This is a genomic window from Aristaeella lactis (assembly GCF_018118585.1).
GTDB lineage: Bacteria > Bacillota > Clostridia > Christensenellales > Aristaeellaceae > Aristaeella > Aristaeella lactis.
This window is the reverse complement of the sequence record NZ_CP069421.1, coordinates 1206096-1231767: the sequence shown is the minus strand read 5'-3', so window position 1 is coordinate 1231767 and position 25672 is coordinate 1206096. Positions and strand designations below refer to the sequence as shown.

17 protein-coding genes and 1 tRNA gene are annotated in these 25672 nt (G+C 53.3%); 14 read left to right on the top strand and 4 right to left on the bottom strand.

Features of this window, described 5'->3' with window-relative positions:
- The first annotated feature begins 56 nt into the window (after positions 1–56).
- The 9 genes from JYE50_RS05755 to JYE50_RS05715 all read left to right on the top strand — a co-directional run bounded on the left by JYE50_RS05755 (position 57) and on the right by JYE50_RS05715 (position 14882).
- Positions 57–2048 (top strand): PAS domain-containing protein, encoded by a 1992-nt coding sequence (locus tag JYE50_RS05755; protein WP_143763527.1) that lies wholly within the window; start codon positions 57–59, stop codon positions 2046–2048.
- A 3-nt stretch (positions 2049–2051) separates the two neighbouring features.
- The gene (locus JYE50_RS05750) at positions 2052–2468 is read left to right on the top strand and encodes an acyl-CoA thioesterase (RefSeq protein WP_084094918.1); all 417 of its coding nucleotides are present in this window, start codon (positions 2052–2054) and stop codon (positions 2466–2468) included.
- A 210-nt stretch (positions 2469–2678) separates the two neighbouring features.
- Positions 2679–5831, top strand: coding sequence for a DEAD/DEAH box helicase (locus JYE50_RS05745; protein ID WP_143763525.1), 3153 nt, complete (start codon positions 2679–2681; stop codon positions 5829–5831).
- Positions 5832–6241: 410 nt separating this feature from the next.
- Positions 6242–9400, top strand: a complete 3159-nt coding sequence (locus JYE50_RS05740) for a lamin tail domain-containing protein (RefSeq protein ID WP_084094916.1) — start codon at positions 6242–6244, stop codon at positions 9398–9400.
- A gap of 30 nt (positions 9401–9430) precedes the next feature.
- Entirely contained in the window at positions 9431–10141 is a 711-nt protein-coding gene (locus JYE50_RS05735) for a DUF4956 domain-containing protein (RefSeq protein WP_084094915.1), read from the top strand.
- A gap of 250 nt (positions 10142–10391) precedes the next feature.
- Positions 10392–11108, top strand: a complete 717-nt coding sequence (locus tag JYE50_RS05730; RefSeq protein WP_084094914.1) for a polyphosphate polymerase domain-containing protein — start codon at positions 10392–10394, stop codon at positions 11106–11108.
- A 2-nt stretch (positions 11109–11110) separates the two neighbouring features.
- The gene (locus JYE50_RS05725) at positions 11111–12298 is read left to right on the top strand and encodes a CapA family protein (protein ID WP_084094913.1); all 1188 of its coding nucleotides are present in this window, start codon (positions 11111–11113) and stop codon (positions 12296–12298) included.
- 24 nt (positions 12299–12322) lie between these two features.
- Positions 12323–14227 carry an AAA family ATPase gene (locus JYE50_RS05720; RefSeq protein ID WP_084094912.1) on the top strand — a complete coding sequence of 635 codons (1905 nt, stop codon included), beginning with the start codon at positions 12323–12325 and terminating at the stop codon, positions 14225–14227.
- Positions 14220–14882, top strand: a complete 663-nt coding sequence (locus tag JYE50_RS05715; RefSeq protein WP_084094911.1) for a hypothetical protein — start codon at positions 14220–14222, stop codon at positions 14880–14882. Before JYE50_RS05720 ends, JYE50_RS05715 begins: the two co-directional genes overlap by 8 nt.
- 111 nt (positions 14883–14993) lie before the next feature.
- Here the strand turns inward: JYE50_RS05715 and JYE50_RS05710 are convergent, their stop codons facing one another.
- A complete protein-coding gene (locus JYE50_RS05710; protein ID WP_084094910.1) occupies positions 14994–16010 on the bottom strand; it encodes a hypothetical protein in 1017 nt (338 codons plus the stop codon).
- Positions 16011–16064: 54 nt separating this feature from the next.
- Complete coding sequence (locus tag JYE50_RS05705; RefSeq protein WP_084094909.1) at positions 16065–18425, bottom strand: HAD-IC family P-type ATPase; 2361 nt, start codon at positions 18423–18425, stop codon at positions 16065–16067.
- A gap of 91 nt (positions 18426–18516) precedes the next feature.
- On the opposite strand from JYE50_RS05705, the gene JYE50_RS05700 reads away from it, so the two are divergent.
- From JYE50_RS05700 to JYE50_RS05680, 5 genes are all read left to right on the top strand, one after another.
- Positions 18517–18592, top strand: a tRNA-Thr gene (locus tag JYE50_RS05700).
- A gap of 301 nt (positions 18593–18893) precedes the next feature.
- Entirely contained in the window at positions 18894–19877 is a 984-nt protein-coding gene (locus JYE50_RS05695; protein ID WP_084094908.1) for a LacI family DNA-binding transcriptional regulator, read from the top strand.
- A 304-nt stretch (positions 19878–20181) separates the two neighbouring features.
- A complete protein-coding gene (locus JYE50_RS05690) occupies positions 20182–20607 on the top strand; it encodes a hypothetical protein (protein WP_084094907.1) in 426 nt (141 codons plus the stop codon).
- Between the two features lie 28 nt (positions 20608–20635).
- On the top strand, positions 20636–21196 hold the full coding sequence (locus tag JYE50_RS05685) for a hypothetical protein (protein ID WP_084094906.1): 561 nt from the start codon (positions 20636–20638) through the stop codon (positions 21194–21196).
- 183 nt (positions 21197–21379) lie between these two features.
- Positions 21380–22885, top strand: coding sequence for an alpha/beta hydrolase family protein (locus JYE50_RS05680; protein ID WP_084094905.1), 1506 nt, complete (start codon positions 21380–21382; stop codon positions 22883–22885).
- Positions 22886–23107: 222 nt separating this feature from the next.
- Here JYE50_RS05680 and JYE50_RS05675 read toward each other — a convergent pair whose 3' ends face one another.
- Together JYE50_RS05675 and JYE50_RS05670 are read right to left on the bottom strand one after the other, a co-directional pair.
- Entirely contained in the window at positions 23108–23986 is an 879-nt protein-coding gene (locus JYE50_RS05675) for a helicase associated domain-containing protein (RefSeq protein ID WP_084094904.1), read from the bottom strand.
- 14 nt (positions 23987–24000) lie between these two features.
- Positions 24001–25668: an ATP-binding protein gene (locus JYE50_RS05670; RefSeq protein WP_084094903.1), complete on the bottom strand. Its 1668-nt coding sequence runs from the start codon at positions 25666–25668 to the stop codon at positions 24001–24003.
- Positions 25669–25672: the final 4 nt, after the last annotated feature.

Sequence of the window (25672 nt, the reverse complement as noted above, 5' to 3'; positions counted from 1 at the left end):
TTTCAAAATCAATTGGCAGGGAGATCCGTTTCCGCGAAAGGAGCTGTGATGAACAGATGCTGAATACAGAGGACATCCTCAGCCGGCAGATCAGCGGTTTCCATCAGTACAGGCTGGACGGGCCGGTTCATCTGACTTATGTGAGCCTGAATCTTTGCGATATGACGGGATATGCGGAAAACGAACTGCTTGATGAGAACAGGGACCTTTACGCGCAGCTTGTGCACCCGGCTGACCGGGAGCAGTATGCCGGGTTCATCACGGAACTGGCGAAAGGGGCGCAGAACCTGGCCGCGGAATACCGCCTTGTGAAAAAGGACGGCCGGGTTATCTGGGTGCGGGATACGGTTTCCGTCCGGAAAGAGGAGGACGGCACGCTGGCCGGCGACTCCGTGTTAACGGATATCAGTGACCTGAAAAAGGAAAACAGCGACCTGCGGTTCCTGAACGAGACCATCCCCTGCGGGTTTATGAAATATACCTGTGAAAAACAGCCGAAGATCACCTATATCAACCAGAAAATGATCGATATCCTGCGCTGTCCTCCTGTCCGCGAGGGCGAACTGGATTACCTGGAAATGTATAAGGGGAATATCTTCCTGATGGTTCCGATGGAGGAACGCCGCAGGTTTTCCAAATACCTGAACCGGGTCTATTCCGCGGACGCGCCTCTTGCCGGGGAGATGGCGCTCCTTCGCTGCGACGGGACCAGGGCCTATGTGTCCGGCTGGGTCATCAAGACTGTCAATGAGGAAGGCGTGGAGGAATTCCAGAGCGCCTGTATGGATATCACCGCCCGGCACCAGATGCGGAAGGATGCTGAGACCCGGCGGTACATGAAGGCCCTGACCGACGTCTATGACAAGATCTTTGAATTCAACCTGGACTCCAATACGGTGAAGTGCCTGCACTGCGAAGACAGCTCCTCCTTCAAGATGTTTGAGGATGTCCCCATGTTTATGGAAGAGGCGCTGGACAGGTGGATCCTGGGCGCGGTGGAGCCGGAATCCCGGGACCGCATCCGCGGGTTTTTCCGGGATTTCAGCCAGAAGAAACTTTACGAGCCGGACGCGAAGCCGCCGCAGATCACCTATACAGCGCGCTGCTCTACCGGCGAGATGAGGCAGTATCGGGGCATCTTTATCAAGGTGGATGACTCGGTCAGCTATTACTGCTGCCGCCATATCCAGGAAACCGGCCGGGAGAACGACCTGCAGACGGAAAACGATGAGCTGAAGCAGAAAATGAAGGATCTGGTCATGCAGTTTTCCGACGGCATCGCCGCCTTTGAGGTTTCGGCGGACGGCATGGTTAAGCCGCTGTATGCCAGCGATAACGTGCAGGAGTTCTTCGGCTATACGGAAGAGGAATGGCTTCCCCTGACCGAAAAGTACACGCCCATTGAAACCTTTGTGGCTTACAGCGAGGCGGCGTACGAAGATTTTGCCGAGCTGCTGAGAACCGGCGAGGCGGAGTATACCTATTTCGACTACGGTACGGAAACGGAACGGAAGATCAAGGCGATCTGCTCCCCGAAGGAAGCCGGAAACAGCTCCCCGCGGTATGTTATGCTGTACCAGGTTGAGGATACGGAAACGGACAGGAAAAAGAACCTGCCGGAGAACCGCACAGTGACGATCCGAACCTTCGGCTACTTTGACGTGTTTGTCGGGGATAAGCCCATCGCGTTCCGGAATAAAAAATCCAAGGAACTGCTGGCGCTGCTGGTGGACCGCAGGGGGGGCTATGTCACTTCGGAGGAAGCCATCGGCTTCCTGTGGGAGGATGAACCGGCCAATACGGTGACCATGTCCAGGTACCGCAAGGTGGCCCTTCGCCTGAAAAACACCCTGGAGGAATACGGCATTTCGGATATCGTTGAGGCGGTGGACGGAAAGCGCCGCATCGTGATGGAAAAGGTCCAGTGTGACCTATACCAGTACTGCACCGGCAGGGAGGAATATGCCGGCCTGTTCAGGGGCAGCTATCTGACGAATTACAGCTGGGGCGAAACCACCCTCGGCGAACTATCGAATAAACCGGAGTAAGCAATGAGCAGATATATCCATAAGGTCCATTATTATGAGACAGACAAGATGGGGATCACCCATCACTCCAACTATATCCGCTTCATGGAAGAGGCGCGGATGAACTACCTCAATGAAACAGGCTTTACGATGACCAGGCTGGAGGCGGAGGGCATCACTTCTCCTGTGGTCTCAGTCACCTGCGATTATAAGTATCCGAGCACCTATGACGATGAGATCGGGATCGAGGTCAGGCTGACGCAGTATACCGGGGTCAAGTTTGTGCTTTCCTATGTGATGAGGAATATCCGCACCGGGAATGTGGTGGCGGAAGCGACATCCGCCCACTGCTTTATCGACGCGGAGGGCAGGCCGGTGGCAGTGAAGAAAACCTGCCCGGACCTGGACGGGAAGATGAAAAGTATTATGCTGGAGGCATAATACTTTTCATCAATGCAGAATGCAGAATTAAGAATGCAGAATGATAAAGTGTTATAACAGTTATTGGGGATTCAGGCAGCTGCGTAAAAGCAGCTGTCTGTTTTTTTTGTTTTTGATTTATGGGTTAACAAAGCAGTTTCGCAAAAGGAAAAAGCAGGAGTGGGGGAGAATTATTATAGGTTCGATATTTTTGTGAGCGGGGAAGAGAGCATGAGACTGAATCCTTTGCTGATGGAAAAACTGGCCGGGGAAGAGGAATACGCCGCGGGACGGGACCTGGAAGAGATCGGCGCGGTGAAGACGGCTGAGGAAGACCGGGGAATGATCCGCTATACGGTGGCGGGTCAGCCGCCGCATTCCGTGACGCTGACACGGCGCCTGGTGATCCACTGCGACTGTGACGTCTTCCTGCATAAAGGCTGCTGCAGGCACGCGGTGGCGGTCTGGCTGTACGCGGACCGCCGGAAGGTGCCGGAAAGCATGATGAAGAAGCAGGCGCCTGAAACCGCCGCGGAGCTTTCCGAAATGATCCTGCAGGAAATGCCGGCGGAGGCGAACGTCCGCCTGGAAGTGACCCTTGTGCTGCCCCAGAAGGCGGGACAGGAACTGCGGGTCGGCCTGCGGACGGGTGAAAAGAAGCTCTATGTGATCAAGGATATCAGGCATTTTCTCACGTCCCTGGAGGCGGGAGAAACCATCGAACTGGGAAAGGATTTTGTTTACCAGCCGGAATGGATGCGCTATTCCGATGACGATATGCGGGTGCTGGAACTGCTGCGGAAGCTTTGCTCTGCCCGGGAACCCGGGACCACCGCCGGCAATCCGGCAGCCAACCGGCTGATGCGCCTGCCGGAACCCTTTGCGGAGGAACTGCTGGAAACCATCGGGGAGACAACCCTGCGGGTGATGGACCAGAGTGGAAAGATCCAGCACGGGAAACCTGTCCGCGGCGCGCAGGTGCCCCTGCACTTCGCGGTGAACCTGGGCCCCCGGGGCCTGCAGGTGAGCGGGCGGATCCCGCCGGACCTGCAGCCGGTGACAGCGGCCTGCACCTGGATCATTGCGGGCGGCAGCCTGATCCGGACGGAAAGGGAGCAGATCCGCCTGATCCGGCTGATCTATGAAAACCAGTATGAAGGCCGCTGCCTGATGGAATATCCCCTCAGCGATACGGAACGGGTCATCGGCGAGATCCTGCCGTACCTGAAGATCCGCGGGGCGGTGGAGATCGGCGAAACCCTGCGGAAGCGGCTGGTCCGCCTGCCGTTGAAAACAGAAGTATACCTGGACCGGGATGGCAAGAGCGTTATAGCCACCATCCTGTTCCGGTACGGCGATATCACCCTGAATCCCTTCGGGGCGAATGAAAAGAAGATCACCCTGGACAAGGGAGAACAGCTGCTGCTTCGGGACGCGGAGGGTGAGCACCGGGTGCTGGATATCCTGGCGAATGCAGGATTCCGCGTCGGAAAGGACAACATCCGCCTGAGCGGCACAGACGCTGTGTTTGACTTTGTCGGAAAGGGCGTCAAGCGGCTGCAGGAAGCGGCGGATGTGTTCCTGAGCCGGGAGTTCAAGCGCATTGTGCCCAGGCGGCCTATTATGTCCGGCAGCATGCGGATGAACGGCGACCGGATTGAGCTGATGCTGACCCGGGACGGGGAACCGATTGATGAGATCCTGGAGCTGATGGAAGCCCTGAGCCGGAAACGGCGGTATTTCCGCCTGCGCAGCGGCGAGTTCCTGGATCTGGAAGACCTGGCGGGATGGCAGGAAACCGCGGCGGGAATCTATGAGGCTGCGGTACGGGACGGAAATGAACTGAACCGGGATACCATCGTGCTGCGGGCGTACCGGGCCGGCTACCTGACCAGCATGCTGGAAAACAGCGGGATCAAAATTGAACTGGACGAAAAGGTCAGGGAGCTTTCGGAAAGCCTGGCTGCCGGCGGAAAGGAAACAGACGCGCCGGAGATGGCTTCCGGCGTGAGCCTGCGGGACTACCAGAAGCGCGGATATGAGTGGATGATCGCCCTGGACCGGATGCATATGGGCGGCATCCTGGCGGATGATATGGGACTGGGCAAGACCGCGCAGATCATTGCCCTGCTGATCGCCACCCGGGAAGCCGGGCGGACCAGCCTGGTGGTGGCGCCCACGTCCCTGACCTATAACTGGCTGAGCGAGTTCCGGAAATTCGCGCCGAACCTGAGCGTGACCGTACTCAGTGGCAACGGCACCCAGCGGGCGGGCCTGATCCGCCATATCATCAGCAACGGGGACGTGGATGTGGTGATCACCAGCTATCCGCTGATCCGCCGGGATATCGGCCTGCTGAAGGATCATCAATTCCGTTTTGTGATCCTGGACGAGGCACAGAATATCAAGAACGCCGGCAGCGTGGCGGCCCAGGCGGTGAAGCAGCTGCAGGCAGATACCCGTTTTGCCCTCACCGGAACCCCCATGGAGAACGGGGTGGGCGAGCTGTGGAGCCTGTTTGACTTTGTGCTGCCGGGATACCTGCCGGGCTACAACACCTTCCTGCGGAAGTACCAGGACGGGGAAAACGCGGATGACCTGCTGAAAAAGATCCATCCGTTCCTGATCCGGCGCCTGAAGCAGGACGTGCTGGAGGAACTGCCGGACAAGATGGAGACCACCCTGACGGCGCGGATGACACCGGAGCAGGAGAAGATCTACCGGGCGGCGCTGGAGCGTCTGCGTCCGCAGATCAATAAACTCCTGGAGGAAAAAGGCGCGGCGAGGGGACGGATCGAGGTTCTCAGCGCCATTACGGAACTGCGGGAGATCTGCTGTCATCCCTCCCTGGTGATGTCGGATTACCGGGGTGGAAGCGGCAAGGAGGAAATGCTCCTGGAGCTGCTGCCGGAAATGATCCGGGACGGACGGCGCGTGCTGCTCTTCAGCCAGTTCACCAGCATGCTGAAACTGCTGCGGGCCCGGCTGGAGGAAAACGGATTCAGCACGCTTTACCTGGACGGGGAGACCCCGGCAGGGGAGCGGCTGGCGCTTACGGAACGGTTTAACCAGGGCGAGGGACAGATCTTCCTCATCAGCCTGAAGGCGGGAGGCTCCGGCCTGAACCTGACCGGTGCGGATATGGTCATCCTGTATGATCCCTGGTGGAACCCGGCAGCGGAAGAACAGGCCACGGACCGGGCTCACCGGATCGGACAGGAAAAGAAGGTGACCGTGATCCGGATGGTGACCGGCGAGACCATTGAGGAGCAGGTGGTGGAGCTGGGAGCCCGGAAGAAGGCGCTGTTTGAACGGCTGATCACACCGGGAGAGACAGTGATCAGCGCTATGAGCGAACAGGAGATCAGGGCACTTTTCGAATAAGCTTTGCTTATTCGGAAAGCGCCCAATGAAATATTTGAGGAAGGTCCAGGTATAAGTGAAATATTTGAGGAAGGCCAGGAGGCCTTCCTCAAATGTGAAATATCGGCCTGACGGCCGATGTGAAATATTGAACGGCAAGCCGTTCAATGTGAAATATTCGTCTTCGACGAATGTGAAAGATGGATTTGGCCTGTAAGCGGAGCGCTTTGTATTTCCCTGCAAGAATGCGGAAGAAAAGGATGGTTTTGTTCGTTCATATATTCCGGGGGCATGATGAGGCAAAGACAGTAATAATTCTGAATTCTGCATTCTGCATTCTGCATTACTCATACCCTGTACGTGATTGCAGTGAGGTACAGTTTGTGGTATACTTTATAAGATTTGTGACTTACAGAAAGTGAGGGAGACGCATGGAAAGGGAACCGAATAACCAGGGCCGCCGTGCGGCTTCCCGCGCGACTAAGCTTCGCCGCCGGAAGAGCAGGATGAACTTTATCCTGCTGGCCGGTTTTATCGCGGTGCTCATCCTGCTGGTGCTCATCACGCCTAAAGAGCCGAATTACCGCGCAACCTATTCCGCCGCGACCGAGTCCGGCCTGGTGGAGGGCGAAGAGAACGAGGTTGTCGGCGCCTATAACGGACTGGTGATCAGTGAGGTTATGTCTGCCAATAAGGCTGCCGTGACCGATGAAAACGGCAAGTACGGTGACTGGGTCGAGATCTGGAATAGTTCTGACCGGAGGATGAAACTGGAAGGCATCGGCCTGAGCGACAAGGGCGACCGGATCCGTTTCCTTTTCCCGAAGATCAACCTGGAGCCGGGCGGACGGGTCGTTGTTTTCTGTGACAAAACCAACCAGGCTTCTCCCAACAGCACTTTCCATGCCAAATTCGGCCTGAGCAGCACGGGAGAGACCGTTTTCCTGTTTGATCAGAACGGATACCTGATCGACAGCTGCAAATACCCGATCATGGGCAGCGATGAAAGCTACGCCCTGACTGATGAAGGATTCCAGAAGGTTTCCTGGTACAGCCCCGGTTTTGAGAATACCGAGGAGGGCAACCGCCTGTACCGCGAGAGTGTCTCTGTGGCGGACGGCTCCATTATCATCAATGAGATCATGGCGGATCCGGTCACCGGTATCCGTGACGATGACGATGAACTGTGCGACTGGGTGGAACTGTATAACACCACCGGCCGGGATATTTCCCTGTCCGGTCTGGGCCTGAGCGACAATGAAGGAAAGCCGCTGAAGTGGCGTTTCCCGGATGACGCGGTGATCCAGGCTCACGGTTATTATCTTGTCTTCTGTACCGGCAAGGACCGGATGGATACGGCCAGAAAAAATGTACCCCATACGAATTTCAGGATCAGCGCGGAGCGCGAGACGATCATCCTGACGGACAGCAAGGGCCATGTGCTGGACCGGGTCATGATCGACAACCTGCCGCTGGACTGCAGCTGGGGACGGAATGAAAACGGACAGATGCAGGTTTTCCAGGTGCCGACCCCGACGCTCTCGAATAACCAGACAGGTTTTAACCAGATGGATTTTAACCTGCGAGCCATGAACAAAACCGGTGTTTACATCAGCGAAGTCCTGGCGAGCAATGATACGATCGTCGCTTATCCGAACGCTGCCAAATCAGACTGGATTGAGATCTATAACTCCAGCAGTAATTCAGTGGATATAAGCGGATGGGGGTTAAGCGACCGGCTTGATCACGGCCGGAAATGGCAGTTTCCGCAGGGAACTGTCATCGGCGCCGGCGAGTATAAGGTCGTCATGTGCGACAGGATGACCGACAGAAACAGCGCCGCGGAACCGCATGCGGCCTTTAAGGTCGGAAAGCAGAAAATGGAGACCATCACCCTGACAGATCCGACAGGCAGAGTGCTGGACAAGGTCAACCTGCCGGAAATGAGAACGGATGTCTCCTACGGCCGCACCCTCGGGATCGCGGGGCTTTTTTATTATGATACGCCCACACCTTTCCAGGCCAACGGGGAAGGTTTTACCGGGTATGCGGAGATGCCCTCCTTCACAACAGAACCCGGTCTGTATGACGGTGTGACCTATGTGCAGTTCAATATTCCGGAAGGGACCCAGGTCTTCTATACCACAGACAGTTCCGTGCCGACCCAGAATTCCAACCCCTATACAGGAGAACGGCTGGAACTGCGGGATATCACTGTGCTGCGGGCCAGGGCCTTCGCCGGCGGAAATATGAAGCCCAGCGATGTGCTGACGGGCACCTTCTTCATCAACAAGTTTCATTCGCTTCCGGTGGTTTCCATAGTGTCCGATCCGGATAACCTGTGGAATGAAAACACCGGCATGCTGACCGCGGGCAACAACGTGGATAAATCGAAGGGTATTCCCTTCAAGAATACGATATACCGTGCCATGAAAAAACAGGGTGCCCGGTATGAGTGCCATGTGGAACTGTATGATGACAGCGGCAACAACCTGATCAGCCAGGACGCGGAATTCTCCCTGATGGGCCAGTATTCCCTGGATATGCCGCAGAAGAGCATGAAGTTCCGGGCCAAGAGCAAGTACGGCAATAAGACCTTCGCGGCAAAACTGTTCCCTGACCGGAAGTTTACGGAATATAAGGGATTTGTGCTTCGCAACAGCGGCAATGACTGTGTGTGGACGCGCCTGCTGGACGGCCTCCAGAGCCGGCTGATGGACGATACAGGCTGTACCGTGGCTCACCAGGCCTGGAAACCTTACGTGGTATACCTGGACGGAATGTACTGGGGCCATATGAACCTGCGGGAACGGGCGGACAGGTACATGATCGCGCAGCAGGACGGTCTTCCCCTGGAAGAGGCAGACAATATGGACCTGCTGGAAGCCAGCGGCAAGGCCAACTACGGTTCGAACAAGGAATTCAAGGCAATGATCAAGAAGATCAAAGCCGGCAATCCCGCGAAGAATCCCGAAGATCTGCAGTACATCCTGGACAATGTGGATGTGGACAACCTGTTCGAGTACATGGCCTATGAAATGTTCTTCGGCAACAGTGATATCGGTAATACACGCTTCTACCGTTACAAGACGGAAGGAAGCAAGTGGCGCTGGGTGCTGTATGACCTGGACTACGGCCTGTTCTCTTCCAGCTTTAACAGTCCCAAGAGTTTTACAAACCCGAAGGGCATGGGTGACCAGAAGATTGACAACACGATTTTCCGCGCCCTGCTGAGCGTTCCGGAGTACAAGGATAAATACCTGACGATCTACGGAAACCTGTTCAAGCAGCTGACTACTGATTTTATGATGTACAGGCTGGAGAAACTGGTGGACCTGATCAAGCCGGAGATGAGCATGCACTTTGACAAGTGGGGCGAACTCAATGATAAGGCGATCATTGCTGAACTGCCGGTCACGTCTGACGGTGCTTACCGCTACTGGGAAAACCGGATCAACCGGCTGCGGAATACGCTGAAGAAACGCCCCAATCTCCTGTGGGAGATGAACCAGAACGTCTTCAACCTGACCAACGCGGAAATGGAAAAATACTTTGGACCGCGGCCGGAAATGCCGCCGGATGCCATTTAATTCTGATCTATTTTTCAAGGAGGGAATCCCATGTTTATCTCAACTGCCCTTGCGGATGGAATCAAATCAGCTGTGAAAAGTGACTCTGCCCTGAGCGAATACTTCATGAGTCAGTTTGAGAACCTGACTCCGTGGAAGATCGTGATCGGCCTGGTGATGGGTCTCATCGTCGGCCTGATCATCGCTTTCGTGTATAAGCGCTGCTACCGCGGCGTGCTGTACAGCCCCACCTTCGCCATGACGCTGATGATGCTGACGCTGATCACCACCCCGGTGGTTATGTGTATCAAGAGCAACATCTCCCTGAGTATGGGTATGGTCGGCGCCCTGAGTATCGTTCGTTTCCGTACGGCAGTGAAGGATCCCATGGACACGGCTTACATGTTCTGGGCCCTGACGATGGGCATTCTGCTGGGCGCTGAACTGTACGTTCACGCGGTGGCGGTTGTGCTGGGCATTGGCGTGATCCTGATGCTGATGACCTTCGTACGCTTCCGCAATCCCGATTCCTACCTGCTGGTGGTTCACTATGACGACTATGCCGAGCAGGATATCACCCAGCTGCTGCGGCGCACTGTGCGTCAGCGGAAGCTGCGCAGCAAGACCGTGACCCGCTCCGGCGCGGAAATGACCGTTGAAGTCCGTCTGGACAGCAAGCAGGACCTGGTCAGCGCTGTGCTGAACATCGAAGGCGTGCACGACGCTACACTCGTAGCATGTCAAGTAGAGGCAGGCACCTGAGAAACGCACAAAATCTGATTCTTCGAATCAGATTTTATGCGTAATGAATAATGAAAACTTAAAACTGAAAACTTAAAAATATTAGTGTTTTCGCCAATATTTTAATTCAGGATTCATCTTTTCATTATTCAATCTTAAAGCAGACATCCAGGACGATCAGTATAATATTATACGTTCTTAAGTTTTAAGTTTTAAGTTTTCATTAACCTTTTCCGGAGGAAAAGGTCATTTAAGGAGGTGATGGGTCCCTATGGCGATGAATACATTGCCGCTTCGGCATGAGCTGAAGTACTTTATCAACGAGCGGCAGTATTTTGTGCTGTCCGGCGTGCTGGACGGGATCCTGAACCGTGATCCCAACGGGGATGAGTATAACGAGTATCATATCCGGTCCCTGTATTTCGACACGGTATTCAACAACGCGTTCTATGACAAGATGAACGGTGTGCAGAACCGTGACAAGTACCGGATCCGGATCTACAACTTCAGCGATAAGATCATCAAGATGGAATGCAAGACCAAGGTGGGGAGCCTGATCTCCAAGCGGAGCATCACCATCCCGAAACTGCTGTGCGAGCAGCTGATGGCGGGAGATCCCACCGGCCTGGAGACCACGCGCAGCGGCCTGCTGAATGACGTTTACCGGGAGATGACGGTGAACCTGCTGCGCCCTGCGGTTCTGGTGGACTATGTGCGGGAAGCTTACCTGCACCCGGCTGAAGAGGTGCGGATCACCTTTGACAAGCAGTTGAGGACCGGCCTGTGGAGCAAGGACCTTTTCAATCCCTATGTTCCCACGATTCCGCCCTTCAATGAAAACCTGATGATCCTGGAAGTCAAGTATAACAAGAGCCTGCCCTCCTACATAAGGGATATCCTGAATACCTACTGCCAGGGCGCCTGCGCAAGCGCCATCAGCAAATATACCTGGTGCCGCCGATTTGAATTTCCGGGAGAGGAAGCATAACTATGCAAAAGAAGACCTTCCGCGCCGTCTGTGCGATCCTGCTGACCATGAGCCTGCTGCTGGCAACCGGTTTTGCCGCGGCGGAAAAAACCATTCTGCTGACCTTTACAGGCGACTGTACCATCGGCAGCGAGGAAAGGACCCGCGCGAGGGAAGATTCTTTTGACACCATGGCCGCTTCCCAGGGCTATGACTATTTCTTTGCCAACTTCCGGGAACTGTTTGAGGCGGATGACCTGACAGTGATCAACTTCGAGGGTGTCCTTTCAGACAGCCGTGCCCAGGAATCCCAGCGGAAGACCTACCGTTTCCGCGGACCGACGGATTTCGCGAAGATCCTGACAGGCAGTTCTATTGAAGCCTGCTCCCTGGCCAACAACCACATCGGGGACTTTGGCAAACAGGGCGAGGAAAGCACCAAGAAAACGCTGGAAGAGAACGGCATTTCCTGGTTTCAGGGCTTCAATGTCTATGTGTATGAAAAAGACGGAATAAAGATTGGTTTCATGGCGCTGGACAACATCACCTATAACAAGGGATCTGAAAAGCTCCGGAAGCTGATCAGCGATATGAAAGCCAGCGGCGAAGTCAATGCCTTTGTTGTCTGCTGGCATACAGGCCTGGAATACAGGGGCAACCACGAGGAAGGCACGGAGCGGAACGCCCGCAACGTGATCAAAGCCGGCGCGGACCTGATCATCGTCAATCATCCGCACGTGCTGCAGGGCATGAATGTGTTCAATAACCGGACCGTATTCTATTCCCTGGGCAACTTCGTCTTCGGCGGAAACAGCAAAATTGAGACCAGGAAGCACCTGATCGACCAGACGGTGACCTCCCTGTATACCGCGGTTGTGCAGGCCAAGCTGGTCTTTACCAATGACGGACGGTATATGGGCCAGCAGGTGACGATCCTGCCTGCCGTGACCACGGGCACAGACCCGGTGAACAACTACCAGCCCCGTAGGGCTACGGCTGAGGAGGCGGAAGCGGTCCGTTTTGCCATCCAGCGGGATACGGCCTTTGAACTGCCGCCGGTGACCACGGATGAGAACGGCATGACCCGGATCGAGATGGAATACCAGGCTGCTTTTGATGAAGTGCTTGTTCCGGAAGGGGAGCAGCAGATGACGCTGGGCGCCCCGGAAGCCCCGGCTGCCGCGCCGACACGGAAAACCAAGGGAGAATGACAAACTCCAAGGGAGATATCAGATATGAGCGAGAACACGGAAATCCTGATTCCCAAGTGGCACAGGGAACTTGAACTGTTCGGCGGGATCAAACCCCTGCTGATCCTGGAAGGAAACGTGCTGGACCAGTACCGTTATCCCCTGCATGGATCAGTGGCGCAGGATGAGATCATTCCGCTGAGCCGGTACCTGCATACCTTTTTCGCGGACAACGGCTATGACCAGGTGATCTTCTACAGCAACCTGGTGGGCTTTATGAGCCCTTATGATCCCTCCATGCTGACCCGTTACGCGGCGAACACCGGCACAACCATCAAGGATGGCGCCATCCAGTCTGAATTCAAGGGCAACGGCGCTGATACCGCGCCGAACGTCATCCGCCGGGCTATGTTCCAGCGGAAAGCGGCCACTGTGACCGTGATGGAGATGGCCAGCCATTATATCACCACACCCGAACGCATGGACCAGCAGGATGTGAACAGCTTCAACATCCTGATGCAGAGCGCCCTGAGCGCTTCCTGGGTCCGGACCACCCAGGGCAAGAAGCAGAACCTGCTGATCCTGCTGGTGAACAAGCTGAATGACCTGCCGGCCTGGTTCTACCTGAACAATCCGGTCTGCAAGATCCTGCGGCTGGAAGCCCCGGACCGGGAAGAGCGCAAGCGCATGATGACCGGCAACAACTTTGCCGCCTTCTTCTCCGGCACCGTGTACCGGCGGGACCTGCCTTACTACACGGAGCATCCGGATGAACTGGAGCGGATCAAGGAGCGTTTTGTCGGCCTGACGGAAGGCATGACCTTCACCGAACTGGACGAGATGCGCCTGCTGTGCAAGAAGGAAGAGATCCCGATCCGTGACCTGTGCACGGTGGTGGACCTGTATAAATACGGCATCAAGGAGAACCCCTGGAGCCGCCTGAACATGCAGAGCCTGAAGACGGCGAAGCAGGACTTTGAAAAGCGGATCAAGGGCCAGGATACCGCGCTGGAACGTACGCTGGACGTGGTGAAGCGCGCGGTGACCGGCATGAACGGGGTGAACTCCTCTTCCACCGGCAAGCCCAAGGGCGTGCTGTTCTTCGCCGGCCCCACCGGTACCGGTAAAACGGAGACGGCCAAGGCACTGGCGGAAAAGCTGTTCGGCGATGAGAGCACCTGTATCCGTTTTGACATGAGTGAATACGGCCAGAGCCATTCCGACCAGAAGCTGATGGGTGCGCCTCCCGGATATGTGGGATACGAAGCCGGCGGCCAGCTGACCAATGCCGTGAAGAAGAATCCCTTCTGTATCCTGCTGTTTGATGAAATTGAAAAGGCCCACTCCACCATCCTGGATAAGTTCCTGCAGATCCTGGAGGACGGCCGGATGACGGACGGGCAGGGGAATACAGTTTATTTCTCTGAAACGATCATCATCTTCACCAGCAACCTGGGTATTTACGTCAAGGATGCCTTTGGCAACCGGGAACCCAACGTGACCATGGATATGCCTTATTCCGAGGTCCAGACCAAGGTCCGTTCCGCCATTGAGGATTACTTCAAGCTGGAACTGGGACGGCCGGAGATCCTGAACCGTATCGGTGAGAACATCGTGGTGTTCGACTATATCCGCCGTGAAGCCGCGGAGCTGATCCTGAAGGGCCAGGTGAACAAGATCATCAGCCGCCTGCGGGAGCAGAAGAATATCCGTATCCGCATCGAGGATTTTGCCTACAGCAGCCTGCAGGAAGCGGCGACTTTCGACCTGTCCAACGGCGGACGTGGTATCGGCAACCAGGTGGAAAGCCTGCTGATCAACCCGCTGAGCCGCTGGCTGTTTGACAACGAGATCTCCGGGGACGCGGATATCGTAATCGAAGGCTTCAACACGACGGCGAATCCGCCGAGCGTGATCTGCCGCAGGGAGGAGGCCGGAAAAGATGAGTGAACAGAACAACAACCCCATGGACCAAAATGAGTTCATGAAGCGGATGAAGGCCATTGCTTCCGACCTGTGGGGCGGTGTGATGCCCGTGGCATCGGAAACGCCTGCCGCGCCCGCACAGCAGTCCAAGCCCGCTCCCAAGCCCCAGGAAAAGCCCGGAACGGATATCCGGAATCTCTGGAAGACCGCGGACGAAACCATTGACTGGACGGATGCCCTGTCCCACAGCGCGCCGACAGACGGGTTGACCGGACCGAAAATGTGGGCTTTCTATCACAAGAACGCGGAGAAAGTCCTCTCCGGCGACCTGACAGCCTATACCGAAGTGCTGCAGAAGGCGAACCCGCTGGGCGAGCTGACGGACTTTGCGGAACATATCAGCATGCGGGCCGTCACGGAAGCGCAGCTGGAAAGCGTCTTTGTCTGCAAGGGTGACCTGCTGGAGAAGAACCGGAAGCTGTATCTTTCCGCCATGGGTCTCCGGATCGCCCGGGACCTGCTGGCCTGCCTCCCGGTGGAGGAGGTTGTGGTGAAGGGCACTTTCGAGGAAAAGGACGTGTTTACCGTCACTTATCCCCGTCAGCAGCTGCTGCACCGCAACTTCATGTTCGTGGATCCCATCGAACTCTCCCAGGAATGCGGCGCCATTTTCGCCTGATCAACCCCAAATAGTTCAACCGCATCGGATTCTTCCGATGCGGTTTTAAAGTATCTATCATTATTCATTTTTAAGTCTTCAGTATTCATTTTTCAGTAAAAAAGGAGCAGATTAATCTGCTCCTTTTTCTTTATACTCCTCCGGTACAGGAACCGGCGTGGCCTCCGGATCGGGCCCCTCAATCTTCGGCCTTCCCTTAACTGTAGCGGGAGGCGTCGGAACCGGGGTGGAATCCGGGAAGACTTCCGGCGTCCGGATCACCGGCTCCTGTGCTGTTTTGTCCTCCACATAGGCCAGGCGGCAGGGATCAAAAAGGGAACCATTGCCGGAGATGACCTGGATCTTTGCGGTATCCAGCCGAACCGCGAGACGCAGGCCGACGGTGGTGCGGTTCAGGTAGCCGAAGCTCAGGTGGCCGATGTTGGTACCGCCCTGCTCATGGGGATCGGCGATACCGGCGCAAAGCTGCAGGTATTTGCCGGGGATCTGGTCACCGTTGCTGTTCCGCTTCAGGGCAGCCACCCAGTAGGAAGAGGTGCCGTATTTCCGGTCACGGGAAAGCTTGCTGCCGTAGTCGGGATAGAGCTTCCGGTCCAGGGCGTAGGGCGTGGCGAAGGCCCAGCGGGAACGCACCTCATAGAAACGCTGGTTGGTGAAGCCGTATTTTTCATTCATCAGGTCGGCATCGGTCAGGGGATACAGGCGGCCGTACTGCTCTTCTGTAACAGCGGCGAGGACAGGCTCGCTTCCCAGGAGGTCATTGATCATGACCTCGTTAAGCCAGCGGTTCAGGTCGGTATCGCCATAGTCGGAAATCTCGGGATATTTATGTTTCTCGGCGCTGGTGCCGGAAACTTCCGTAGGCTGGTGGACCTCGATGATATAGGTGGTATAGAGCAGCGCTTTGCCGTCTTCCACCGCCAGCACCTGCCAGAGGACAGGCGCTTTGGTGCCGTCCTTTTCATAGGGATAAACTCCCATGATGACATACTGGTAACCGGCATTCAGATCCCATCCGCGCAGGCCGCAGGGATCCACGGTGTAAGCAGCTTCTTCAGCCGGTGAAACAGCCGCGGAAAGCAGCAGTGCCGCAGTCAGCAGCAGCGCGATAAAATGCTTGATTCTCAAGGCCCATCCCCCCTGACGGGTATTATAGCAGAAAACAGGCGTAAAGGATACGTTTTAAGCGGTTTTATCCATCCGGGTGAGAATCAGGTCACTGAGGTAGACCAGGCCGCCTCCAAGCAGTACCAGGCCGCCGAAAAGCAGGACGGCGGAGCCGGTAAGCGGGACCAGGAAGAAGATATGCCCGAAGAACAGGAAGGCCAGGGTAAAGGCCGCGGCTGTCACGATCAGCAGGAGGGTGCGGAGCTGGTTCAGGGGCAGGCAGGAGCGTACCAGGACAATCCAGCAGACGGCACCGGCGGAAAGGACTGCAAGGGTGCTGCACAGCTCCCGGGACCAGCCGGCCCAGGACATAGCCATGGAGATGGAAGCGCAGCAGCAGGCGGCGATACCGCCGGGCAGGGCGCGCAGGAGCACCGTGCGCAGGAAGTTGCCTCGGATCCGTTCTCCGCTGGGTTCCAGGGCCAATACAAAGCCGGGCAGGCCGATCATCAGGGAAGAGATCAGCGTCAGCTGGATGGGCTGGAAGGGGTAAACGGCGGGCAGCACCAGCATCAGGACGCTCAGCAGGAAGCTGAAGATGGTTTTTGTGAGGAACAGGGAAGCGGCCCGGGTAATGTTGTTGATGACCCGGCGGCCTTCCAGCACGATCTCCGGCATGACGCTGAAATCAGAAGAAAGCAGCGTCAGCTGGGCGGCACTGCGAGCCGCGTCGGCGCCGCCGGCCATAGCGATGGAGCAGTCCGCGGCCTTCAGGGCGGGAATATCGTTCACGCCGTCGCCGGTCATGGCCACGTTGTGGCCTTTTTGCTTCAGGGCCAGCACCAGGGATTTTTTCTGTTCCGGTGTCACCCGGCCGAAGACGGTATATTTGTCACAGGCTTCCGCCAGGGCTTCCTCTGTGGTGAGGGTGGAAGCGTCCACCCAGCTGTCCCAGGAGGCAAGGCCGGCACGGCGGGCAATACGGGAAACCGTGAGGGGATTGTCGCCGGAGATGATCCGGATATCCACCTCCTGGTCCCGGAAATAACGCAGGGTCTGGTCCACGGACGGACGCAGCTGGTCTGTCAGCACGCACAGGCCGCAGATGGCCTTGATGGGCGGCAGGGTTTCCTCTGTCACAAGGCCCTGGCCTTCCGCGAGCACCAGCACACGGCGGCCTTCCGCGGCGTAGGTTTCCACCCGGGACCGCAGGGCAGGCGTATACAGATCACCCAGGACAAATTCCGGCGCGCCCATGACCAGCATGGTGCCGTCATAGAAGGTGGCGGCGGATTTTTTTCGTTCGGAGGAGAAGGGAAGGACTGCCCTGGGTTTCTCATCCGCGGGAGTGATCTTCGCCCGCAGTGCGTCCAGGGTAGCGCTCTTTTCGTCAAACACACCCAGCAGGCGGGCGAGGCCCCGCTCCGTTTCCTCCCGGGTGCGGTCGATGCCTTCAATGGATTCCAGTTCCATGGTGCCGGTGGTCAGGGTGCCGGTCTTATCCAGGCACAAAACGTCCGCCCGGGCCAGGGTTTCAATACCGGAAAGCTCCTGTACCAGCGCGTTGCGCCTGCCCAGCTTGACTACGCCTACGGCCATGGCAACGCTGGTCAGCAGGATCAGGCCTTCCGGGATCATGCCGATCATGGCGGCAATGGAGGAAGGAACAGCCACCGCGACAGAAACGTGCCTGAGCAGGATCTGCTTCAGGAAGAGCAGGAGGCCCAGGGGGATCAGGATCATGGAATCAAACCGGATCAGCCGGTTCAGGTCTGACATCAGCCGGGAGGCGGGACGGGCGTCCTTCCGGGCTTCGTTGGTCAGGCGGCCGGCATAGCTTTCATCGCCGACATAGACCAGCTGGGCGGTAAGACGGCCTTCCGCGATGTAGGAGCCGGAATAAAGCCAGCTGTTGACTGTTTTGTGAATAGCATTACTTTCACCGGTCAGCAGGGATTCCATGGCCGCTCCGGTGCCGTCCACCACGACGGCGTCGGCCACCACCTGGTCGCCGCCCCGCAGGATTACCAGATCACCTTCAACCGCTTCTTCCGCGGAGACCGTGATCTCTTTGCCGTTCCGCAGCACATGGACGGACGGGGCATTCAGCAGCTTCAGCTCGCAGATGGTCTTCCGGGCACGGAATTCCTGTACAGCGCCGATCACGGTATTGGAGACCACCACCAGCATGAACAGCATGTTCCGGTAGCTGCCCACCAGCAGCAGGCACAGCGCCAGGGAAAAGTTCAGCAGGTTAAAAAGGGTCAGCAGGTGGTTCAGCAGGATCCGCGGTAAAGTTTTTTGATCCGGGTCTGTCATTTTATTGCCGAGACCCAGGGAAAGACGCTCTTCCGCCTCGGCGGAGCCGAGGCCGGAAGGGTCGGTAAACTCAAAGTTTTCGGGCAGTTCAGAGGGCAGTGTCAGGTCTTTTTTCATCGGGTTCCTTTCCGAATGCGAAAGAGTGAAAAAAAGTCTTGCTTTTTCACATTCGTTATGATAGAATACGCACGTTGTCGAAAGACAGCATGCTGATATAGCTCAGTCGGTAGAGCGCATCCTTGGTAAGGATGAGGTCGCCAGTTCGAATCTGGCTATCAGCTCCATGAACCTGGAGCACGTTGCATCAATGGGCCCTGGGTTTTTTTGTACCCTTTTTCCGGTCCGGAGCCCGAAAGCACCCGCTTATTGTATCACAGGGCGGGGCAGAAGAACATGATAAAACGCTATATTTCAGATTAAAAACAGATAATCTTCACATAAAAGGATCCGCAGCAGACGGAAAACACGCTTTTGTTTTCATTTTCAACAGTTTCACTTGTTTTTCATTGACATAATTAACAAAATTAGTTTACTATTGAAAAGAGATGGTAAACGATTACAATCATCGGAAGGAAGGTTCGGGATATGGTAAAGCTGAAAGATATCGCTGAAGCATGCGGAGTTTCCATTGCGACGGTATCCCGCGCGCTGAACGGACAGGTGAATGAAAACCGGGAAAAAACCGCTTTCATCTGCAGAATGGCCAATGAAATGGGCTATTATCCGAATAATGCCGCGCGAACGCTCAAAACGAGCAGATCCAACAACATAGGCGTTATCTATCAGGACCTGATGACCCATGCATATTTCAGCAGGCTTTTTGACTCAATCCGGCGGGAGGCTGAGATACGGAAGCTGGATCTGACGTTTATTGACCGTGATGACTTTACAGGCCGGCATTATTATGAGCATGCCCGGCAGCGGAACATGGACGGAGTCATTGTGGTCCAGGCGGAGTTTGAGGCAGCGGGTATCCTGCGGCTTGCGACCAGCAGCATCCCTACCGTTGTGATCGACCATAGCTATGAAGGCGCCGACTGTGTCCTTGCGGACAACCGGGCCAGCATGGAACAGATCGTCCGTTATCTCTACGGACGCGGCCACCGCAGGATCGCTTTTATCCAGGGACAGAAGGGAACGGTCAGCTGTGAACGGCTTGCCGGCTTCTATAAGATCTGCACGGAACTGGGGATCCGCGTTCCGGTGGAGTACATCAAAGAAGGCCTTTTCCAGAATGCTTCCGAATGCTCTGAATATATTATGGAATTCCTCAGGCTTCCGCTGCCGCCCACCTGTGTCCTTTGTCCGGATGATTCAAGCGTTATCGGCGCGATCCTCCAGCTGCAGGCGAAAGGGATCCGGGTTCCGGAAGATATTGCCCTGGTCGGGTATGACGGGATCGCCATGGGACAGAATATCGTGCCGCGGCTGACCACGTACAGCCAGGATACGTTCCGGATTGCCCGGGAGGCTTTCCTCCTTCTGACAGACGCGATCGAGAATCCGGATCAGCATGTACCGAAAAAAATCACGGTGGCCGGACACCTGATCGAGGGTGAAACGGCCTGAGCAGGTAAAAGGATACCGGGGCTCATAAAAAGATACCATACGCCCGGAAGGACAGGCAGCGCGCTGATCCTCCGGGTGTTTTTCTTTCTGCCGCGGAAGCCGGCTTTCTGTCCGGTACAGGGGCAAAACACAGGCATACACCAGGAAACAGGGAGCCCGTCCCGGCAACAGAAAAGGAATTTACCGGATTGTTACAGATATTTACCACACTGTAACACCGTTCGGGAAATAACTATGCTATACTTTGTCATGCTGAAAGACCGGAAGCAGGGCTTTCAAAACTGAACAGAGGGAGTGTATGGGGTTGTTTAATAACATCAGCAGGGACATCAAGAAACTGGCAAAGCTTCTTTTCTGGCTGGGGATCATTTTCACAGTGGTTTATACCATCTGGATCTGGGCACAGGGCAATTCATGGCATAGTACCTTCCTGCTCGGACTGATCGGGCTGGCTGAGGGTCTGCTTGCAACTGTGATTGTCTCTTTTATGATGTATGGCTTTGGGGAACTGATCGAAAAGACAACGAACATTGACAAAAATATTGACAGAATGCTGAGGACTACGGAGTCGGTTGAAAACAAACTGGAGGAAGCCGGGAAAGAAGCCAGGGAAAAGAAGATACTGGATGAAGGCGGCTGGAAATGCTCGTGCGGACGGGTGAACAACAGTTATACAACTACGTGTGTCTGCGGTGTACATAAACGGGATGTGCAGGCAGGAGAAGATTGAGAACGAACCGGTTGGAAGGTGAAACGAAATGAAGAAGATCCTGGCAGGTATCCTGATGGTGATCCTGATGATGACTGTTGTGACGGTGTTTGCGGAAACCACTGTGGAAATGGCGACGGATCCGATCCTGGATCTGTATCCGGGGCTGGAACTGGGCATGTCACTGGATGAGGTATATGCGAAGTTTGGAGAAGACCAGTTTGAAAAGTACGCGTTTGACACGGACAGGATCGAGGTTCAGCTGGAAAACGGTGAAACCGCCACGGCGAGTGTGTCAGATCTTTATCTTCATGAGGTACGGGATTATCATGGCAAAAACCTGAATGTTGTGTTCGAGTTTGATGACAATCAGCTGATCCAGTTCGGAGCAGCCTTCGATGATGAGGATCTGGTGAATGAGATCATGCTCCAAATGGAAAAAGTATATGGTAAGGTTGAAATACCTGAGGAATTAGGAATGCTTCAATTGGTTAATATGATGAGCGGATCGGGCCCGATGTATGGCTGGGAAACCGATGCAATGAAGATTGATGTGTTCATCAAATACAAATTACATGAGATCAGGTACACACCGGTCCGGAAAAACTGAAGTGTCATGGGAATAAAAGAAAGCTGCCAGGGAGATAGCCTCCGGCAGCTTCTTTAGGATATCCATATTGCCGCAGGGGATTATATTTTACAGACAAACAGGAATCCTTTGTCTTATGCCGAAATACAATAACCATATGTTTGGATTTCGCTGCCCGGCATCAGTAATCAGGATGCCAAATATATGGAAAAGAGAGATTCGCTCATGAAAATGAAAATGGTGGCTTTCGGGCTGGTTCTTTCCCTGCTTCTGTTTACGGTTTATGCCGGCGCGGAAGAAACGATCATCGTCAATCCTGAATCTGCTCCGGGAACAGCAGAGGAAACGGCCGCCATGGTGGATGCCGTCCTGAAGGAAACCATGGAGAGCACAGAGATACAATCCTTTTTTGCGGATGAGGTCACTGTGGTGACAGAAACGGTTCCGAGCGATTGGTATGCCGATGAACCGCAGACCGTCTATACCCTGCGGCACGGAGGGGAGAAACTGCGTTTCATGAAAGAAACGGTGGGGGAAGCAGATGAATCCGGACGATATCCCCTTTATATTACCCTTCACGGTGGCGGAGGCGGCCCGGAGGAAATGAACAACGATCAGTGGATCGATATGTTTCACTATTACAGGAGAAGCGTGGAAAACGGTATCTATGTCTCCGTGCGCGGCGTATCGGATACCTGGGACCTGCATTTCCGGGAGGAAACCTATCCGCTGCTGGATGAACTGATCACGTATATGTCGGTCATGGAACATGCGGATCAGAACCGTGTTTACCTGCTGGGCTTTTCAGCCGGGGGAGACGGAGTATATCAGCTCGCCCCGCGGCTTGCGGATCGCTTTGCGGCGGTGAACATGTCTTCCGGGCACCCGAACGGGGTCAGCCTGCTGAACACAGCCAACTGTCCGATCTGCCTGCAGGCCGGGATCCGGGATTACTATACTGAAGACGCCAAAAGATCCGTGCGCTGCGCGGAGTTTGAGAAAACGCTGGAAGATTACCGGGATAAGTATGGCTTCGGGTATGAACACCAGGTATGGATTCATGTGCCGGAAGGCCACAATTATATTGACTATGCTGATTCACACGGCCTGGTGCTGGCTGATCCGACAGCCTTCGCGGAGAGGGAAGAAGCGGAAGACATGCTGACGGCCATGCTGCAGGTCACGCAGGAGAAGCTGGACACCGATGACATCATCTACCTGTCATATTGGGTCTACGGGGATGACGAAGCGTTTGACCAGGCTGTCACCAGCCTGGTTGGCGATACATTCGGCCTGGAACTGGCGGAGGCGAACACGAACGCGGTTCGCTGGGTTTCACAGTATGTACGGAATCCTGTTCCTCCGGAACTGGTCTGGGACCTGGGAACCCGGGCGGCAGGCAGGGAGATCACTTCCTGGTACTGGCTGGAGGCGGAACCTTCAGTAAACACGGGAATCATTCGCGCGTCTTTTGACAGCGTCAGCAATACATATACCGTTATACCGGACGAGGCGGTCAACGGCGATTTTGCGATTCTTTTCCTGGCCGGCATGGTGGATACCGGCCGTCCGGTTACCCTTATCACGCCCAAAGGCGAATATACCCTGCAGGTGAACCCTTCGGAAAAGCTGGCCCTCGAATCCTTCCGGGAACGGATGGATCCGGATATGATCTGCGTAGGGAAAATCCTGTACAGTGATTTAAAGTAAAATAAGCATTTCAGCAGTAAAACTGAAAAACAGATGTGAGTTTTGAATTATCTCGTTAACAAGATTGACGGAAAATAAACGTTTCTGGAGTATGCTACTTGTAAATATCGCGTTAATATGTTGCGTTTTTTATGTCTAAAACCTCATTGTAATTATTCCGTTAACAAAAAAACGCATTGTAATTATTGCGTTAACAAGGATATAGCAAATAAAAAAAAATTATTACCATGTATGAGTTTCATGCCAGAGAGGGAAAAACCCAGTTGCCTCAAGTTTTTTAATCTGTGTAATTGATAATAATTTATAGTTGATTTGATTGTAAAATACCCAATACCCCAATTTAAACCCATCAGGAGAAATATATCTTGCCGGAACTTTGACAGATTTATGAATTCTACAATAATCAATTAAGTGATTATAGCCATTCTCCCATGCAGGTTCGGGATTTGATCTATTTGTATCAAACGAAAACTTGATCTTTTTAAGCAATTCATATCTTTCGTGGTCTAAACGGTTGCGCTTAAAAACTTGTCGCTGTTGAAACACCCATTGACCCAAACGATAACCATCAGGAGAAATATAAGATTGCGGAACATTTACATTCCCACAATTATTGAAATAATCGATCAAATGATTATATCCGTTCAACCACATTGTATTTGTATTTTTAACGTTAAATCTGAAATTCAAGTTGGAAAGTAGTTCATACCTTTCACGGCACAATTTACCGCGCTTAATAGCAGTTCGCTGATTCTTTACCCACTGACCCAAATGATAACCATCTGGTGAGATATATCGGTGCGGAACATTTGCATCCCCACAGTTATTGTAATAATCGAGCAAATGATTGTATCCATTCAACCACATTGAATTGTAATCATTAACGATAAATGTAAAATGCAATTTGGAAAGCAGTTCAATCTTTTCATGAGATAATTTGCCGCGCTTAACAGCAGTCCGCTGATTCTGTACCCATATACCCAAATGATAACCATCTGGTGAGATATATCGGTGCGGAACATTGCAATGTCCATGTGATCCATAATACTCATTAAGATGAGAAAGCCCTATTTTCCATTTTTCATCGCGTGATACTATCATAATTGCTTCTCCATTTATGTAGATGAATTATTTAGCTTGCTGGCGAAAAACTCATCTTTGCTTGCAGGGTTGGTTTGTTTCTTGGCTTTCTTTCTTTTGGCACCAGTCAGTATTGTTATAGTCTCTTGACGCAAAGCGTCTTCAGATATCGTTTTTTTCTTGCTGGCAAGGTTGAGAGATGCGGAGAATACAGCATCACGCAGAACCTGGTCGTCATAATTATCCTTTAGCTGACTATGCAAATTGTTAAACACATTACATGCCAATTCGCAGCAAATATCTACATCGCGATCAGCGTCGCTTGGAATATCGTTGATGTAATAATCCTGAGAGATATCGTCTTTATCATATAGCGCGATACGCAGTTTGTGCTGGAAGGCATCTCTTGCTATCCGAGATTCCTTTTCCGAAATAAGTCCCTGCTGGTGCAATTTCAGATGAATGACTTTACGAACAAAATTCAAATCAATGTTTTCATTACGTCCATCCTCAATATATAGATTATTCATTTCAATCCAAAGTGATAAAATGGCACCGATCCTGCCCTGAGAGAAGTAATGTATTTCATCCAGTACGTCTGCATATTTTTCGTTGATTACAAATCTGGGGATATTGTTTGAGTCGATAATCATATCAACCATATGGATTTCTGGCTCGAAAAGCTGGTAATTACTCAACTCATAAATAATCGAATAAAACAGATTAGTATCTTGACAATAACGATCAGCTATATTTCCAACTCCAAAGCGGCGTATTACTTTTCTGTTGTCTTCGTTTACTTTATACTCAGGAAACAGGGGTTTTGTGCTGACAAATATAAAGTTGACTCCTGTGGTATTACTGATATTCACCAATTCAATGATTTCTTTGTCGGTAAGATTGAGATTTTGCGCTTCGTCCAGAATAATGATCCCAATGCCAAATGCGTTGACCAAATTGGTAAGTGTTGTAGATCTATTCGAGTTTGTTGTTCTATTGCTTCCTCTGAGCATGTTTTCAAATTCATGGCAATGCCTACGTTGCAGGATGTAATCGATTTGAATGCCTATTCTTCCATATAATTCCGAAACATTATTTACAGGACAATCAACTCTTAAATATACAATTTGTGTAAAATCACCGCCATTTGTAAGGAGATGTCGTATTCCTTGAGGATAGAAAGACAGTATCGGATCAAGGGATGTTGATTTGCCACAACCACTACCGCCTATAATCTGGCAGCCGCCATCAGTTCCATGTTTCTGTATTTCAGTTCTCGGATAAACATATAATGGATTTGTAATGTCATTTAGGTTTGTATCGTTCTTTGGGAAGCCTCTTCTTAAATAGGATGATTGCAGACAAGCACGGACATTTATACTCGAATCGTAATACATTGGAAGATATATATTTATGTTTTCTTTTATTTGTCCAATGATTTCATGTTGTACGACATCGGGCAATTTGATTATCTCGTTATGGTTGAAATCTATTCTCGTTGTTGCGGCCTCTGCAAGCTCTTCTTCTGTAGCAGCAGGAGGCAGGCAAGAATATAGAGGGTTGGGAAGAATGTATGGAATTTTAATATGTCTTGCTTCAACAATTTCTCCTTTTTCGAATATCCTTTTATCATATTGGTAACCATTGTGACCAATCTCAGAATAGGTAATAGGCTTTATAAAGCTTTGCAAATTAATTGACAAAATA